The following is a 14958-nucleotide window of genomic DNA, read 5'->3' as shown; positions in this document are numbered from 1 at the left end:
GTTTCCCCAGCCGCGAAACCGGCGCCGGAGCCACGCCCTCGGTGTCGGCCAGCAGCTCGCGGGCCGCCTCGGCACGAGCGCTGTCCATCTGCTCGGCCGTCAGCACGCCATCGTCGCGCTGGGCCTGCAGCTCGGCCACGCGCTCCTGGTACAACGCCACGTTGAGCGCGGTGCGATCCTCTTCCTGGCGGACACGGCGATCACGCAGGATCGGGATCAGCAGGAAACTCAGGGCAATCAGTAACAACAGACCGGTAGCAAGCCAGAAATCAATCATTCGCGGTTTTTATCCAGCAGGTGGTCGAGGCGCTCGCGCTCCTCGGCGGAAAGCACGTCCGGGGTTTCGCTGCGCTGGGCGCGGCGACGGCGGACGATCACGGCGATCACGACCAGGCCGCCCAGCAGCAACCCGGCCGGACCGAACCAGAGCAGCGCGGTCTTGCCGGTCAGGGCCGGCTTGTAGCGGACGAAATCGCCATAACGATCGACCATGAAGTCGATGATCTGCTGATTGTCCTTGCCCTCGCCGAGCATGCGGAAGATCTCCCGACGCAGGTCGGCGGCGATCGGCGCGTTGGAGTCGGCGATGTCCTGGTTCTGGCACTTGGGACACCGCAGTTCCTTGGTCAGGTCGCGGAAACGCTCGCGCTCGGCCTCGTTGGCGAACTCGTAGGTGTCGATGGCGGCGTGGGCCACGCCGGTCAGGGTCAGGCCCAGGGCCACGGCGGCCAGCCAGCGCTTCATGGTCGCGCCTCGTCGACCAGCGCCTGGTAGACCGGCGCCAGTTGCTCGCGCCAGACCACTTCGTCGATCACGCCGACATACTTGTGACGGATCACGCCCTTGGCGTCGATGAAAAAGGTCTCTGGTGCGCCGTACACGCCCAGGTCGAGGCCCAGGGTGCCCTGCTCGTCACGGATATCCAACTGATACGGATTGTGGAACTCCTTCAGCCACTTCAAGGCCTCGGCATTGTCATCCTTGTAGTTCACGCCGTAGATGCGCACGCCCTGCTGCGCCAGCTTGTTCAGCACCGGGTGCTCGACCCGGCAGGAAATGCACCAGGTGCCCCAGACGTTGACCAGCGCCGGCTGGCCATGCAGGTCGAGCTGGGTCAGGGTCTTCTCGCCCTGCACATCCGGCAGGGAGAAGGCCGGGAACGGCTTGCCGATCATCGCCGACGGCAACTCGGCCGGGTCCAGGTACAACCCGCGATACAGGAACACCGCCACCAGCAGGAATATCGCCAGTGGCACTACCATTATCCAACGCTTCATGCAGTTGCTCCGCTCATGCCCAAGGCTTCCTTGACGCGACTCTTGACCTTGAGCCGGTAACGCCGATCCAGCGCCGCCAGCGCACCGCCGAGGGCGGTCAGCAGGCCGCCGAACCAGATCCAGCGCACGAACGGCTTGACGTGCACGCGCACCGCCCAGGCGCCATCTCCCAGCGGCTCGCCGAGGGCGACATAGAGGTCACGGGTGAAGCCGGCATCGATCCCGGCTTCGGTCATCATCGATTGCTGCACGGTGTAGAGACGTTTTTCCGGATGCAGCACGGCCACTTCGCGGCCGTTGTCGATGACGCGGATGGTGCCCTTGTCCGAGGTGAAGTTCGGTCCTTCGAAGTGCTTGGCGCCTTCGAAGACGAAGTGGTAACCGGCCAGTTCCATGGACTCGCCCGGCGCCAGGCGCAGGTCGCGCTCGGCGCTCTCCTGGCTCGACAGCACCACGCCCAGGGCGCAGACCGCGATACCCAGGTGCGCCAGATGCATGCCCCAGTAGCTGCGGGTCAGGCTCGGCAGGCCCTTGAGCAGGCCCTTGTGGCGGGTCTTGTCGAGGATGTCGCGCACGCCGCCCAGCACCACCCAGGCCGCCAGCAGGAACGTCGCCAGCACCGCCCAGTTGAAATCGCCGTAGACCAGCCCGGCCACCACCGCCAGCGCCACGCTGCCCAGCAATACCGGAGTGAGCATGCCGAACAGCCATTTCACCGGCGTGTCCTTCCAGCGCACCAGCACGCCAACCGCCAACACCACCATCAGCACCGCCATCAACGGAATGAACAGCGCATTGAAGTACGGCGGGCCGACCGACAGCTTGGCGCCGCTCAGGGCATCGAGCACCAGCGGATACAGGGTACCCAGCAGGATCATCGAGGCGGCCACCACCAGCACCAGGTTGTTGGCCAGCAGCAGGGTTTCACGCGACCACAGATTGAAACCGACCTGGCTCTTGACCACCGGCGCGCGCAGGGCGAACAGCGTCAGCGAACCGCCGACCACAAACAGCAGGAAAATCAGGATGAACACACCGCGGGCCGGGTCGGAAGCGAACGCATGGACCGAAGTCAGCACGCCCGAACGGACCAGGAAAGTACCCAGCAGGCTGAGCGAGAACGCGGCGATGGCGAGCAGCACCGTCCAGCTCTTGAACACACCGCGTTTTTCCGTGACCGCCAGCGAGTGGATTAGCGCCGTGCCCACCAGCCAGGGCATGAACGAGGCGTTTTCCACCGGATCCCAGAACCACCAGCCACCCCAGCCAAGCTCGTAGTAGGCCCACCAGGAACCAAGGGTGATCCCCAGACCGAGGAAGGCCCAGGCAACGATGGTCCACGGCCGCGACCAGCGGGCCCAGGCCGCATCCAGGCGACCGCCGAGCAAGGCGGCGATGGCGAAGGCGAAAGCCACGGAGAAACCGACATAGCCCATGTACAGCATCGGCGGATGAACGATCAGGCCGATGTCCTGCAGCAACGGGTTGAGGTCGCGACCGTCCGCCGGAACCTGCGGCAGGATGCGCGAGAACGGGTTGGAGGTGAGGATCAGGAACGACAGGAAGCCGGAGCTGATCATGCCCATCACCGCCAGCACCCGCGCCAGCATGACCTGCGGCAGTTGCCGCGAGAGCACCGACACGGCAAAGGTCCAGCCACCGAGGATCAGCGCCCAGAGCAGCAGCGAACCTTCATGGGCACCCCACACGGCACTGAACTTGTAGTACCAGGGCAAGGCGCTGTTGGAGTTGTTGGCCACATAGGTGACGGAGAAATCGTCGGTCATGAACGCGTAGGTCAGCACGCCGAAGGCGAAGGCGAGAAAGGCGAACTGCCCCCAGGCCGCCGGCTGCGCCAGGCTCATCCACAGGCGGTCGCCACGCCAGGCGCCGAGCAGCGGAACGCAGGCCTGCACGAGGGCAAAGCACAGCGCCAGGATCATGGCCAGGTGGCCAAGCTCGGGAATCATGGTCAACCCTCCTTCGCAGGTGTCGGGGCGGCCTGGCCGCTGTCCTTGAGTGCCTTGGTCACTTCCGGCGGCATGTACTTCTCGTCATGCTTGGCCAGCACCTCGTCGGCCACCACCACGCCCTGGGCGTTCAGCTTGCCGAGGGCGACGATGCCCTGCCCTTCGCGGAACAGGTCGGGAAGAATGCCGCGGTAGCGGATGGTCACCGACTTGTTGAAATCGGTGACCACGAACTTCACGTCCAGCGAGTCGCTGGAGCGCACCAGCGAGCCTTTCTCGACCATGCCGCCAGCACGGATACGGGTATCCAGCGGTGCCTCGCCGTTGGCGATCTGGGTCGGGGTGTAGAACAGGTTGATGTTTTCCTGCAGGGCACTCAGGGCCAGGCCGACGGCGGCGCCGACTCCGACCAGGATCGCCAGGATGATGATCAGACGTTTCTTGCGCAGCGGGTTCACTGGCCATTCTCCCGGCGCAGACGACGCGCCTCCTGTTGCAGGTAACGCCGGCGGGCGAGCAGCGGCGAAGCGACGTTGACGACCAGTACCGCCAGGCAGATGCCATAGGCCGACCAGACGTACAGGCCGTGATGGCCCATGGCGAGAAAATCGCCGAATGAAGCAAAACTCATCGAGCCGCCTCCAGTTCGTTCAGGACCTCGGCCTTGACCCAACTGGCCCGGGCTTCGCGCTTGAGTACCTCGAGGCGCATGCGCAGCAGCACCACGACACCGAAGAAGCAGTAGAAACCGAGCACGGTCAGCAGCAGCGGCAGCCACATTTCCACCGGCATCGCCGGTTTCTCGGTCAGGGTGAAGGTCGCCCCCTGGTGCAGGGTGTTCCACCACTCCACCGAATACTTGATGATCGGGATGTTGATCACGCCGACGATCGCCAGCACCGCGCAGGCCTTGGCCGCGCTGTCACGGTTGGTGATGGCGTTGCCCAGGGCGATCAGGCCGAAATAGAGGAACAGCAGGATCAGCATCGAGGTCAGACGCGCGTCCCAGACCCACCAGGCGCCCCAGGTCGGCTTGCCCCAGATGGCGCCGGTGACCAGCGCCACGGCGGTCATCCAGGCACCGATGGGCGCCGCACATTGCAGGGCGACGTCGGCCAGCTTCATCTTCCACACCAGCCCCACCACGCCGCAGACCGCCAGCATCACATAGCAGGACTGGGCGAGCATGGCCGTCGGCACATGGATGTAAATGATGCGAAAGCTGTTGCCCTGCTGGTAGTCCGGCGGTGCGAAGGCCAGTCCCCAGACCACGCCGCTGCCGATCAGCAGCACGGCGGCAATACTCAGCCAGGGCAACAGGCGTGCGCTGATGCCATAAAACCATTTGGGCGAGCCCAGCTTATGAAACCAAGTCCAGTTCATCACGGTACATCCAGGGTCTTTGCTGGCCGGAAACCGGCCAGACCTCATTATTCGCCGACGCTGATCTTCAGGCCAGCCGCTATTGCAAAAGGTGCCAGGGTCACCGCCAGGGCGGCCAGGCTGCCGAGCCAGAGCAGGTAGCCCGTTGCCGGCATGCCCTGCAGTGCTGCCTGCAGGGCCCCGCTGCCGAGAATCAGCACCGGGATATACAGCGGCAGGATCAGCAGCGCCAGCAACAGGCCGCCGCGCTTGAGTCCCACGGTCAGCGCCGCGCCCACCGCACCGAGCAGGCTCAGCACCGGCGTGCCCAGCAGCAACGATGACAGCAGCACCGGCAGGCAGGCCGTCGGCAACCCGAGCATCAGGCCCAGCAAGGGCGACAGCAGCACCAGCGCCAGGCCGGAAAACACCCAGTGTGCCAGCACCTTGGCCAGCACCAGAAGGGCCAGGGGGTGCGACGAAAGGACCCACTGCTCCAGGGAACCGTCCTCGAAATCGCCACGGAAAAGCCCGTCCAGCGAGAGCAGGACGGACAAAAGCGCGGCGACCCAGACCAGTCCTGGGGACAAGGTTTGCAACATATTCGTCTCGGGACCGACCGCCAGCGGAAACAGCGCGATCACGATGGCGAAGAACACCAGCGGGTTGGCCAGCTCGGCCGGACGGCGGAACAGCAGCCGCGCCTCGCGGGCAAACAATAGACCGAAAACACTCATGCCGCCCACCGCCCCAGGTCCAGGTCGCGGTAGCCGGCGGGCACCCGTGTCAGGCTGTGGTGGGTGGTCAGCACAATCATGCCACCCCGTTCGCAGTGGCCGGCCAGGTGCTCTTCCAGTTGCGCCACGCCCTGCCTGTCGAGGGCGGTGAACGGTTCGTCGAGAATCCACAGCGGCGGGCTGTCCAGGTACAACCGGGCCAGGGCCACGCGACGTTGCTGGCCGGCGGACAGGGTATGACAGGGCACATCCTCGAAACCGCGCAGGCCGACAGCGGCCAGGGCCTGCCAGATCGCCTCGCGCTCGGCCGGCCGGTGTAACGCACAGAGCCAGCGCAGGTTCTCCTCGGCACTGAGCAGGTCCTTGATCCCGGCGGCATGGCCGACCCACAGGAGCGTACGTGCCAGTTCGCCGCGCTGGCTGTTCAGCGGCTGACCATTGAGGCGAATCTCGCCGCTGGTGGGCTGCATCAGGCCGGCCAGCAGGCGTAGCAGGCTGGTCTTGCCGCTGCCGTTGGGGCCGCTGATCTGCAACATGTCGCCGGGACTCAGACGCAGTTCGAGGTTCTCGAACAGCATCCGCCAATCACGCTCACAGGCAAGCGCTACGGCTTCTAGAAGAGGGCTGGTCAAATGATCGAAGCCTTTTGCGGTTCTCAAGTCGGCCATGACACGGCCGTTAACGTAAGGCAGCATAAATGCTTTTGCAGCTCGTTCCAGAGAGCTGCGTCAATTTATGCGATAGTTTGAACATTCTTTCGGGAGACGGCGCGGCATTATACATGCATCGCCCTGCTCCCAAGAGGGCTATCTCGACAGGTCGCGACCCGATGACAGGCGAATTCAACATCTCTCAGTTGGCCCAGTTGCTTCCGGCCGGCAGCCGCCCGGCGGCGCTCGCCGGCGAGTTGCTGAAGCTGACGCTGCCGCAGGAAGGACTGATCGCTCCCGGACAAAGCGCCAAGGCCGATGTGCTGTCGCTGAAGCAGACCGACCAGACCTTCCAGTTGCTGCTCAAGCTGACCACCGACAGTGGCCGCCAGACCACCGTACAGGCCACCAGCAACCAACCCCTGCCCCAGGGCGCCCAGTTGACCGTGACCCAGCCTTCGGCGGGCAACCTGGCGATCACCGTGCAACAGGCGCTCAGCGCCAGCGTCGCCGCCCTGACCCGCCTCGACATCACACAGCTGCCGGTCGGCACCCTGCTGCAAGGCAAGGTCCTGACCAGCCAGGCGCTGCCCCCGGTACCGGGCCAGCCGCAGGTCTATCGCTCGCTGGTCAGCCTGCTCAATACCGCCCTCGGCGGGACCACCCTGACCCTCGACAGCCCGCAACCGCTGCGCATCGGCAGCCTGCTCAGCGCCCTGGTCGAAGGCTCGCAGAGCCTGACCTTCGTGCCCCAGGGCGCACGCCTGGACCAGTTGGCGGTGACCCAACAACTGCTGGCCCAGCAAGGCCGCCAGGGCTCGCTGGAGGGCCTGCTCAACAGCCTGCAGAACCTGCCGAAGACCACCGACCTGCCGGAGCAACTGCGCAGCGCCATCGCGACCCTGCTCGGCGATCTGCCCGATATCAACCAACTGAGCAATCCCAAGGCCCTGGCCCAGTTGCTGCAGAACAGCGGGCTGTTCCTCGAGGCCCGGCTGCTGCTGGGCGAGAATCCGGCCATGCTGCCCGACCTCAAGGGCAACCTGCTGCGCCTGATCGCGCAGATCATGCCGCAGTTGCCGGACAGTGCCGCAAGCAACCCGGGCGCCTCCGCCGCCGTACTCGCCCAGGCAATGCCGGGCTTTGTCCGCAGCGCCCTGGGTGCGCTCGGCCAGGTCGGCGGCAAGCCGCAACCGATCAGCTTCCCGCTACCCTCGCGGCTGATGCAGAGCCTGGCCGGCGAAGGTGATCTGGAGAGCCTGCTGCGCCTCGCCGCGGCAGCCGTCTCGCGCCTGCAGAGCCACCAGTTGTCGAGCCTGGAACAGACCGGCCGTACCCCTGATGGCAACCTGCAAACCACCTGGCAGTTGGAAATCCCCATGCGCAACCAGCAGGACATCGTGCCCCTGCAGGTCAAGATCCAGCGCGAGGACAGAGAGGAACGGGAATCGACCGAAAAACCCGCACAACGTGAGCAGAAGACTCCGTTGTGGCGGGTGGAACTGGCCTTCGACCTCGACCCGCTGGGCCCGCTGCACGTCCAGGCGCAACTGCTCGGCGGCAGCCTGTCCGGACACCTCTGGGCCGAACACGCCCCTACCGCCAGGCTGATCGAAAGCCAACTGGACGCCCTGCGCGAGCGCCTGCTCGCCTCCGGGCTCAACGTCGGCGAACTCGACTGCCACCAGGGCACGCCACCACAAGGCAAACAAACCCGACTGGAACAACGCTGGGTCGACGAAACCGCATGAGAAATCCGCATTCGCCACGTCAGGCCATCGCCCTCAAGTACGACGGCCAGCAGGCCCCGACCCTGACCGCCAAGGGCGACGACGAGCTGGCCGAAGCCATCCTCAGGCTGGCCCGCGACTACGAAGTCCCGATTTACGAAAACGCCGAACTGGTGAAACTGCTGGCGCGCCTGGAACTGGGCGACAGCATTCCCGAGGAGCTGTACCGGACCATCGCGGTGATCATCGCTTTCGCCTGGAATCTGAAGGGCAAGGTACCCCAGGGATTCGAACCGCTGCCGGAGCCGCTGGAGAAGGACGTGACCGGGCGGGGCGACGATTACTGAACACGAGGGCAGGCCGGGCGGCCTGCCTGGACCTTGCCTGATCCGCTAGCCGACCACGGATAGGCCTGCGTCCGACTCAACTGCGGTGCAGCTTGCTCATCAGCTCGGCCTCGGCCTGGGTCAGGCCACAGGCCTGGGTCAATTCATCGACACTGGCCCCCATGCCCACCAGCCGGGCGGCCTGGGCGAAGGACAAGGTCGAGGGGTCACGCTGCTCCAGTTGCGCCAGCTTGTCCGGCAAGGGCGCAACCACCGCGCGCAGCTCGTGCAGATCCTCGCCCATGCGCACCGTGCCATTCTGGAAGTTGTCGACCCGGCGGGCCAGCTCCCTGATGCGCTGGTCCCGCAGCGCATCCCCCTCGGCCTGCTGCGCGGCAATCTTCTGCTGGTTGCGCATATGGAACAGGAACATTCCCAACGTCCCGATCCACAACAGGACCAGGAGGACGACTACGACCTCAAGAATCAATCAGATGCTCTCCAGCTCGGACCATTCTTCTTCAGTCATCATCTTGTCCAGTTCGACCAGGATCAGCAGTTCGCCGTTCTTGTTGCACACGCCCTGGATGAACTTGGCCGATTCCTCGTTGCCGACGTTCGGTGCGGTCTCGACTTCCGATTGTCGCAGGTAGACCACTTCCGCCACGCTGTCGACCATGATTCCGACCACCTGCTTGTCGGCCTCGATGATGACGATACGGGTATTGTCGTTGACTTCGGTCGGCATCAGGCCGAAACGCTGGCGGGTGTCGATCACGGTGACGACGTTGCCGCGCAGGTTGATGATCCCCAGCACGTAGCTCGGCGCACCCGGTACCGGGGCGATCTCGGTGTAGCGCAGGACTTCCTGGACCCGCATCACGTTGATGCCGTAGGACTCATTGTCCAGCTTGAACGTCACCCACTGCAGGATTGGATCATCGGAACCCTGTGAAGACGCTGACTTATTCATACCCCTGCCCCTCGATTACCGTTGATACGGTGTGTGTGCTGTCTGACGCCCTGGCGCACTGGTCGCCCTGGGCTGTTGTTTATGTCGGCTTGTTCAACTGCATCTGCTTGACGGCACCGCTGGCGATCAACTCGGCCAACTCGGAAACGTCGAGCAACGCACACATGTGTTCGATGACCGTGCCAGCCAGCCACGGTCGCTGCCCACGCTGGGTGCGCCATTTGATCTCGTTGGGGTCCAGGCGCAGCGAACGACTGACCTGATGCACCGCCAGCCCCCACTCGTAACCCTGAACCGAAATCACGTATTGCAGCCCCTGGCGGAAGTCGTCGCGATAGCGATCAGGCATCACCCAGCGGGCGGTATCCAGCACTTTCAGGTTGCCAGCCTGGCTCGGCAGAATGCCGAGGAACCATTCCGGTTGCCCGAACAGCGGTGTCAATTCCTGACCGGCCAGGGCATAGATCGACCCGAGGCAGACCAGCGGCACCGCCAGGGTCAGCCCGGCAACGTCGAACAACAGGCATTCGAACGGCTCCGCCGCCCAATGCGGACGCGAATCGCCTTCCACCGGCGGCGGTGGCGTGGTGTCGGCGGGAGGCAGATGCACCTCGACCACCGGTTCCACCAGCACCGGCGCGACCGGCTCGGCCACTGGCGCCTCGACCCGGGCCACCGGCACTTCGGCCTTGACCATCGGTGCCGACGCAACCGCCAGCGCCTGGGCGGCCAGGGCATCGCGGGCCTGTTCCTCCAGCACCGCTGCCTGGAATTCATCCAGCTCGCTGACAGGCTCGGGTTCGGCCGGCAGCGCAATCTCGATCGCCGGCTCTGCCGGCAGTTCCTCGGTCGCCTCCTGGAGCAAGGCATCCAGATAGGACTGCAGCGCCAGTTGCGGACGGGTAGTGATATCGACGGGACGGATCATCTGAATGCCCATGAAAATGTCCCGCTACAGTGTTCTGTAGGAGTTATCGGCTGAAACGGCAGATGACTTGAGTGCAACACGTCAGGCCACCTGCGGTACGAGTTGCTGGGCCAGCAGGTGCTTGAGCAGAGCGCGGTAGGCCAGTATGCCCCGGCTCTTGCCGTCGAACTGCGAAGGCGTGACCCCTGCGCGGCTGGCATCGCGCAGGCGCGTATCGACCGGAATGTAGCCTTGCCAGATCGCCTCGGGAAACTTGTCGCGCAGCACCCGCAAGGTGCCCATGGAGGCCTGGGTGCGCCGGTCGAACAGGGTCGGCACGATGGTGAACGGCAAGGCCTGGCGGCGCGAGCGGTTGATCATCGCCAGGGTGTTGACCATGCGTTCCAGGCCCTTCACGGCCAAATGTTCGGTCTGCACCGGCACTACCAGTTGCTGGCTGGCCGCCAATGCATTGACCATCAGCACACCGAGCAGCGGCGGGCTGTCGATCACCGCGTAGTCGAAATCCTGCCACAGTTGCGCCAGGCTCTTGGCGATCACCAGGCCAAGGCCGCTCTGGCCCGGCGACAGGCGTTCGAGGGTCGCCAGCGCGGTACTGGACGGCAGCAGGGAAATACGTTCGTCACTGGTCGACAGCAGCAATTGACCCGGCAGGCCTTCGGGCACCTGGCCCTTGTGCTGGAACAGATCGAAGTTACTGTGCTCCAGGGTGTCCGGATCGTAGCCGAAGTAGCTGGTCATCGACCCGTGCGGGTCGAGGTCGACGACGACCACGCGCTTGCCCGCCTCGGCCAGCAGCCCGGCCAGAGCGATGGAGGAAGTGGTCTTACCGACGCCACCTTTTTGATTGGCTACTGCCCAGACTCTCATTCAGTGTGTTCCTCCCGGCAAAACCCCAGGGTCTGCCGAGAAATAGCGCTAAGTTATAGAGCAGGTGCCGGAGAATTGACGGAGCTCTCGCGTCCCGCTTGCTTTACCGCTGGCGGTGCAGTTTGTGTGCCAGCCCGCTTCAATGCCGCATCGGGTGTTGCATTGGCGGTGCCGGTACCGGTCAGGCTGCGTCGCACATCGAGGTTGCGCGACACCACCAGCACCACCCGACGATTACGCGCGCGCCCCTCGGCGGTGGCGTTGTTGGCCACCGGCTGGAACTCGCCGTAACCGACCGAGGCCATCCGCTGCGGGTTGACCCCCTCCATCGCCATCATCCGTACGATACTCGAGGAACGGGCCGAGGACAGTTCCCAGTTGGTCGGATACTGTGCCGTACGGATCGGCTGATCGTCGGTGAAGCCCTCGACATGGATCGGGTTGTCGAACGGTTTCAGGATCTTCGCCACCTTGGCGATGATGTCGAATGCCTTGTCGCTGGGCAAGGCATCGCCGCTGCCGAACAACAGGCCGGAATTGAGTTCGATCTCCACCCACAGTTCGTTGCCGCGCACGGTCATCTGGTTGGAACTGATGAGGTCGCCGAACGCCGCACTGATGTCGTCGGCGATGCTCTTGAGCGGATCCGCCGCGCCCTGCCCCAGGGCCGCATCGGTCTGCTCGGCATCCTTGATCAGCGGATCGGCCGGCTTCACGGTGACCGGGCGCTCATCGCCGATAGGGATCGGCTTGATACTGCGGTCGGCATCGGTGAACACGCCGACCAGCGCCTGGGAAATGATCTTGTACTTGCCCTCGTTGATCGACGAGATCGAATACATGACCACGAAGAACGCGAACAGCAGGGTGATGAAGTCGGCATAGGAGACCAGCCAACGCTCGTGGTTCACATGTTCTTCGTGGTGGCGACGCCTGGCCATGACTACTCCATCAGTCCATGAAGCCCTGGAGCTTCAATTCGATGGAGCGCGGGTTCTCGCCCTCGGCAATCGACAGGATGCCCTCGAGCAGCATCTCCCGATACCGCGACTGGCGCACGGCGATCGACTTCAGCTTGCTGGCAATCGGCAGCAGCACCAGGTTGGCACTGGCTACGCCGTAGATGGTCGCGACGAACGCCACGGCGATGCCGCTACCCAACTGCGACGGATCGGCAAGATTGCCCATGACATGGATCAACCCCATGACCGCCCCGATGATACCGATGGTCGGTGCGTAGCCGCCCATGCTCTCGAAGACCTTTGCCGCCTCGATGTCCCGACTTTCCTGGGTAAAGAAGTCGACCTCGAGGATGCTGCGGATGGCTTCCGGCTCGGCACCGTCGACCAGCAATTGCAGGCCCTTGCGCGAGTAGGTGTCGGGCTCGGTGTCGGCCACGCCTTCCAGGCCCAGCAGGCCTTCCTTGCGTGCGGTCAGGCTCCAGTTGACCACCCGGTCGATGCCCCCCGCCAGGTCGACCCTCGGCGGGAAGAAGATCCAGCCGAGGATCTGGATGGCGCGCTTGAACGCGCTCATCGGCGATTGCAGCAGCGCCGCGCCGATGGTTCCGCCAAGCACGATCAGCGCCGCCGGACCATTGGCCAGGGCACCGATATGACCGCCTTCGAGGAAATTGCCACCGATAATGGCGACGAACGCCATGATGATCCCGATGAGGCTCAACACATCCATCAGAGACAGGCCTCGACCAGATGCTTGCCGATATCATCGAGGCTGTACACGGCGTCGGCCAGGTCAGCCTTGACGATCGCCATGGGCATGCCATAGATCACGCAGCTCGCCTCATCCTGGGCCCAGACCGCACTGCCGCCCTGCTTGAGCAGACGCGCGCCTTCGCGACCGTCGGCGCCCATGCCGGTCAGCACCACCGCCAGAACCTTGTCGCCGTAGGATTTGGCCGCGGAACCGAAGGTGATGTCCACGCAAGGCTTGTAGTTGAGACGTTCGTCACCCGGCAGGATTTTCACGGTGCCGCGGGCATCGACCATCATCTGCTTGCCACCTGGCGCCAGCAGCGCCAGGCCCGGACGCAGGATGTCGCCATCCTCGGCTTCCTTGACGCTGATCCGACAGAGCTTGTCCAGACGCTCGGCGAAGGCCTTGGTGAAGGCTGCCGGCATATGCTGGATCAGCACGATCGGTGCCGGGAAATTTGCCGGCAACTGTGTCAGCACGCGTTGCAGGGCCACCGGCCCGCCCGTCGAGGTGCCGATCGCCACCAACTTGTAGGCCTTGCGCTTGGGCGCACCCGAAGTGTTCGCGGTGACAGCCACTGCCGCACCGCGGCTGGGCGGCGGCGCACTGCGCACCGACGCGGGAGCCGGGGCATGGCTGCTGGAGAAACTGCTGCTGGCGGACGGTGCCGGCGCCGGGGCGGGCTGCGGCGCCGGGGCGCTGTAGCTGCTGAAACGACGGTTGCTGCGCGAAATACTGTGGACCTTCTCGCACAGCAGTTGCTTGACCTTCTCGGGGTTGCGCGAGATGTCTTCGAAATTCTTCGGCAGGAAGTCCACGGCCCCGGCATCCAGCGCGTCGAGGGTGACACGGGCGCCTTCGTGGGTGAGGGAGGAAAACATCAACACCGGAGTCGGGCAGCGCTGCATGATGTGCCGCACCGCCGTGATGCCATCCATCATCGGCATCTCGTAGTCCATGGTGATCACATCCGGCTTGAGCGCCAGCGCCTGATCAATGGCTTCTTTACCGTTGGTCGCCGTACCGACGACCTGGATGCTCGTATCCGCCGAAAGGATTTCCGAGACACGGCGGCGGAAAAAACCCGAGTCATCCACCACCAGGACCTTGACTACCATAAACACTCCGTTAGACACGGCGCAGGACTCATGCCCTGTCGCCGTACCAGAATCAAATACGCCGCGCGGCGTAACGCTTGAGCATGCTCGGCACATCGAGAATCAGCGCGATGCGGCCGTCACCGGTGATGGTGGCGCCCGACATGCCCGGGGTTCCCTGCAGCATTTTGCCCAGTGGCTTGATTACCACTTCCTCCTGGCCGACCAATTGATCGACGACAAAGCCGATGCGTTGGGTGCCGACGGAAAGGATCACCACATGGCCCTCGCGCTGCTCTTCATGAGCCGCGGAGCTGACCAGCCAGCGCTTGAGATAGAACAGCGGCAAGGCCTTGTCGCGCACGATCACCACTTCCTGGCCGTCGACCACGTTGGTCCGCGACAGGTCGAGGTGGAAGATCTCGTTGACGTTGACCAGCGGGAACGCGAAGGCCTGGTTGCCGAGCATGACCATCAGGGTCGGCATGATCGCCAGGGTCAGCGGGACCTTGATGACGATCTTCGAGCCCTTGCCCTTGGTCGAGTAGATATTGATGGTACCGTTGAGCTGGGCGATCTTGGTCTTTACCACGTCCATGCCGACGCCGCGGCCGGACACGTCGGAAATCTCGGTCTTGGTCGAGAAGCCCGGGGCGAAGATCAGGTTGAAGCAGTCGGTCTCGCTCAGGCGATCCGCCGCATCCTTGTCCATCAGGCCCTTCTTCACGGCGATGCTGCGCAGCACGTCGGCGTCCATGCCCTTGCCGTCATCGGAGATCGACAACAGGATGTGGTCGCCTTCCTGTTCGGCCGACAGTACCACCCGGCCACTGCGCGGCTTGCCCATCGCTTCGCGGTCGGCTGGTTCCTCGATACCGTGGTCGACCGAGTTGCGCACCAAGTGGACCAGCGGGTCGGCCAGTGCCTCGACGAGGTTCTTGTCGAGGTCGGTTTCTTCACCCACCAGTTCCAGGTTGATCTCTTTCTTCAACTGCCGGGCCAGGTCGCGAACCAGGCGCGGGAAGCGGCCGAAGACTTTCTTGATCGGCTGCATGCGGGTCTTCATCACCGCGGTCTGCAGGTCGGCGGTCACCACGTCGAGGTTGGACACCGCCTTGGACATGGCTTCGTCGCCGCTGTTGAGCCCCAGGCGCACCAGACGGTTACGCACCAGCACCAGCTCGCCGACCATGTTCATGATCTCGTCCAGGCGCGCGGTGTCGACCCGTACGGTGGTTTCCGCTTCGCTGGCAGCCGGCTTGTCGCCGGCGCCACCTGCGGCCGGCGACGGGGCACGAGCCGGGGCCGGGGCGGCGGCGGCA

Annotated in this window: 19 protein-coding genes; 2 read left to right on the top strand and 17 right to left on the bottom strand. The window is 64.4% G+C overall.

Annotated elements, in window-relative coordinates:
• The 9 genes from ccmI to ccmA form a co-directional block, all read right to left on the bottom strand.
• The coding region (gene ccmI, locus K675_RS0125655) for a c-type cytochrome biogenesis protein CcmI (RefSeq protein WP_026145536.1) at positions 1 to 277 on the bottom strand (277 nt) is incomplete at its 3' end.
• Positions 274 to 744, bottom strand: coding sequence for a cytochrome c-type biogenesis protein (locus K675_RS0125650; RefSeq protein ID WP_017906324.1), 471 nt, complete (start codon positions 742 to 744; stop codon positions 274 to 276). The genes ccmI and K675_RS0125650, both read right to left, overlap by 4 nt.
• The gene (locus K675_RS0125645) at positions 741 to 1277 is read right to left on the bottom strand and encodes a DsbE family thiol:disulfide interchange protein (RefSeq protein ID WP_026145535.1); all 537 of its coding nucleotides are present in this window, start codon (positions 1275 to 1277) and stop codon (positions 741 to 743) included. The genes K675_RS0125650 and K675_RS0125645 overlap by 4 nt, the downstream gene beginning before the upstream one ends.
• Positions 1274 to 3247 (bottom strand): heme lyase CcmF/NrfE family subunit, encoded by a 1974-nt coding sequence (locus tag K675_RS0125640; protein ID WP_017906322.1) that lies wholly within the window; start codon positions 3245 to 3247, stop codon positions 1274 to 1276. The genes K675_RS0125645 and K675_RS0125640 overlap by 4 nt, the downstream gene beginning before the upstream one ends.
• Before the next feature lie 2 nt (positions 3248 to 3249).
• Positions 3250 to 3705 carry a cytochrome c maturation protein CcmE gene (gene ccmE, locus K675_RS0125635; protein WP_017906321.1) on the bottom strand — a complete coding sequence of 152 codons (456 nt, stop codon included), beginning with the start codon at positions 3703 to 3705 and terminating at the stop codon, positions 3250 to 3252.
• The gene (gene ccmD / locus K675_RS0125630) at positions 3702 to 3878 is read right to left on the bottom strand and encodes a heme exporter protein CcmD (protein WP_017906320.1); all 177 of its coding nucleotides are present in this window, start codon (positions 3876 to 3878) and stop codon (positions 3702 to 3704) included. Before ccmD ends, ccmE begins: the two co-directional genes overlap by 4 nt.
• The gene (locus tag K675_RS0125625; RefSeq protein ID WP_198291684.1) at positions 3875 to 4633 is read right to left on the bottom strand and encodes a heme ABC transporter permease; all 759 of its coding nucleotides are present in this window, start codon (positions 4631 to 4633) and stop codon (positions 3875 to 3877) included. The genes ccmD and K675_RS0125625 overlap by 4 nt, the downstream gene beginning before the upstream one ends.
• A 44-nt stretch (positions 4634 to 4677) precedes the next feature.
• Positions 4678 to 5346, bottom strand: coding sequence for a heme exporter protein CcmB (gene ccmB / locus K675_RS0125620; protein WP_026145534.1), 669 nt, complete (start codon positions 5344 to 5346; stop codon positions 4678 to 4680).
• Complete coding sequence (gene ccmA, locus K675_RS0125615) at positions 5343 to 6014, bottom strand: cytochrome c biogenesis heme-transporting ATPase CcmA (protein ID WP_198291683.1); 672 nt, start codon at positions 6012 to 6014, stop codon at positions 5343 to 5345. Before ccmA ends, ccmB begins: the two co-directional genes overlap by 4 nt.
• Before the next feature lie 161 nt (positions 6015 to 6175).
• Here ccmA and K675_RS0125610 point away from each other — a divergent pair, with 161 nt between their 5' ends.
• Together K675_RS0125610 and K675_RS0125605 are read left to right on the top strand one after the other, a co-directional pair.
• Positions 6176 to 7747, top strand: coding sequence for a flagellar hook-length control protein FliK (locus tag K675_RS0125610; protein ID WP_017906316.1), 1572 nt, complete (start codon positions 6176 to 6178; stop codon positions 7745 to 7747).
• Positions 7744 to 8073: an EscU/YscU/HrcU family type III secretion system export apparatus switch protein gene (locus tag K675_RS0125605; RefSeq protein WP_017906315.1), complete on the top strand. Its 330-nt coding sequence runs from the start codon at positions 7744 to 7746 to the stop codon at positions 8071 to 8073. The genes K675_RS0125610 and K675_RS0125605 overlap by 4 nt, the downstream gene beginning before the upstream one ends.
• Positions 8074 to 8149: 76 nt before the next feature.
• Here the strand turns inward: K675_RS0125605 and K675_RS0125600 are convergent, their stop codons facing one another.
• The 8 genes from K675_RS0125600 to K675_RS0125565 form a co-directional block, all read right to left on the bottom strand.
• On the bottom strand, positions 8150 to 8542 hold the full coding sequence (locus K675_RS0125600) for a DUF2802 domain-containing protein (RefSeq protein WP_017906314.1): 393 nt from the start codon (positions 8540 to 8542) through the stop codon (positions 8150 to 8152).
• Complete coding sequence (locus K675_RS0125595; RefSeq protein ID WP_010449884.1) at positions 8543 to 9025, bottom strand: chemotaxis protein CheW; 483 nt, start codon at positions 9023 to 9025, stop codon at positions 8543 to 8545.
• A gap of 79 nt (positions 9026 to 9104) precedes the next feature.
• On the bottom strand, positions 9105 to 9965 hold the full coding sequence (locus K675_RS0125590) for a CheW domain-containing protein (RefSeq protein ID WP_017906313.1): 861 nt from the start codon (positions 9963 to 9965) through the stop codon (positions 9105 to 9107).
• A 69-nt stretch (positions 9966 to 10034) separates the two neighbouring features.
• Positions 10035 to 10823: a ParA family protein gene (locus tag K675_RS0125585; RefSeq protein ID WP_017906312.1), complete on the bottom strand. Its 789-nt coding sequence runs from the start codon at positions 10821 to 10823 to the stop codon at positions 10035 to 10037.
• A 53-nt stretch (positions 10824 to 10876) separates the two neighbouring features.
• Positions 10877 to 11764 (bottom strand): flagellar motor protein MotD, encoded by an 888-nt coding sequence (motD, locus tag K675_RS0125580; RefSeq protein WP_017906311.1) that lies wholly within the window; start codon positions 11762 to 11764, stop codon positions 10877 to 10879.
• Between the two features lie 10 nt (positions 11765 to 11774).
• The gene (locus K675_RS0125575; RefSeq protein WP_017906310.1) at positions 11775 to 12515 is read right to left on the bottom strand and encodes a flagellar motor protein; all 741 of its coding nucleotides are present in this window, start codon (positions 12513 to 12515) and stop codon (positions 11775 to 11777) included.
• On the bottom strand, positions 12515 to 13657 hold the full coding sequence (locus K675_RS0125570) for a protein-glutamate methylesterase/protein-glutamine glutaminase (RefSeq protein WP_017906309.1): 1143 nt from the start codon (positions 13655 to 13657) through the stop codon (positions 12515 to 12517). Before K675_RS0125570 ends, K675_RS0125575 begins: the two co-directional genes overlap by 1 nt.
• A gap of 52 nt (positions 13658 to 13709) precedes the next feature.
• A partial coding sequence (locus K675_RS0125565) for a chemotaxis protein CheA (RefSeq protein ID WP_017906308.1) occupies positions 13710 to 14958 on the bottom strand: 1249 nt, incomplete at its 5' end.

Origin of the sequence: Pseudomonas fuscovaginae SE-1 (assembly GCF_000364705.1) — a bacterium.
Classification (GTDB): domain Bacteria; phylum Pseudomonadota; class Gammaproteobacteria; order Pseudomonadales; family Pseudomonadaceae; genus Aquipseudomonas; species Aquipseudomonas fuscovaginae_A.
Note: the sequence above shows the minus strand (reverse complement) of the source record. Positions and strands in the feature narration are given on the sequence as shown.

Bases quoted from the DNA above. Each gene is read 5' to 3' on its own strand.
- K675_RS0125650 (WP_017906324.1), bottom strand. From the start codon at position 744: ATGAAGCGCTGGCTGGCCGCCGTGGCCCTGGGCCTGACCCTGACCGGC.
- K675_RS0125645 (WP_026145535.1), bottom strand. From the start codon at position 1,277: ATGAAGCGTTGGATAATGGTAGTGCCACTGGCGATATTCCTGCTGGTG.
- K675_RS0125640 (WP_017906322.1), bottom strand. From the start codon at position 3,247: ATGATTCCCGAGCTTGGCCACCTGGCCATGATCCTGGCGCTGTGCTTT.
- ccmD (WP_017906320.1), bottom strand. From the start codon at position 3,878: ATGAGTTTTGCTTCATTCGGCGATTTTCTCGCCATGGGCCATCACGGC.
- ccmB (WP_026145534.1), bottom strand. From the start codon at position 5,346: ATGAGTGTTTTCGGTCTATTGTTTGCCCGCGAGGCGCGGCTGCTGTTC.
- ccmA (WP_198291683.1), bottom strand. From the start codon at position 6,014: ATGGCCGACTTGAGAACCGCAAAAGGCTTCGATCATTTGACCAGCCCT.
- K675_RS0125610 (WP_017906316.1), top strand. From the start codon at position 6,176: ATGACAGGCGAATTCAACATCTCTCAGTTGGCCCAGTTGCTTCCGGCC.
- K675_RS0125605 (WP_017906315.1), top strand. From the start codon at position 7,744: ATGAGAAATCCGCATTCGCCACGTCAGGCCATCGCCCTCAAGTACGAC.
- K675_RS0125595 (WP_010449884.1), bottom strand. From the start codon at position 9,025: ATGAATAAGTCAGCGTCTTCACAGGGTTCCGATGATCCAATCCTGCAG.
- K675_RS0125590 (WP_017906313.1), bottom strand. From the start codon at position 9,965: ATGGGCATTCAGATGATCCGTCCCGTCGATATCACTACCCGTCCGCAA.
- K675_RS0125585 (WP_017906312.1), bottom strand. From the start codon at position 10,823: ATGAGAGTCTGGGCAGTAGCCAATCAAAAAGGTGGCGTCGGTAAGACC.
- motD (WP_017906311.1), bottom strand. From the start codon at position 11,764: ATGGCCAGGCGTCGCCACCACGAAGAACATGTGAACCACGAGCGTTGG.
- K675_RS0125575 (WP_017906310.1), bottom strand. From the start codon at position 12,515: ATGGATGTGTTGAGCCTCATCGGGATCATCATGGCGTTCGTCGCCATT.
- K675_RS0125570 (WP_017906309.1), bottom strand. From the start codon at position 13,657: ATGGTAGTCAAGGTCCTGGTGGTGGATGACTCGGGTTTTTTCCGCCGC.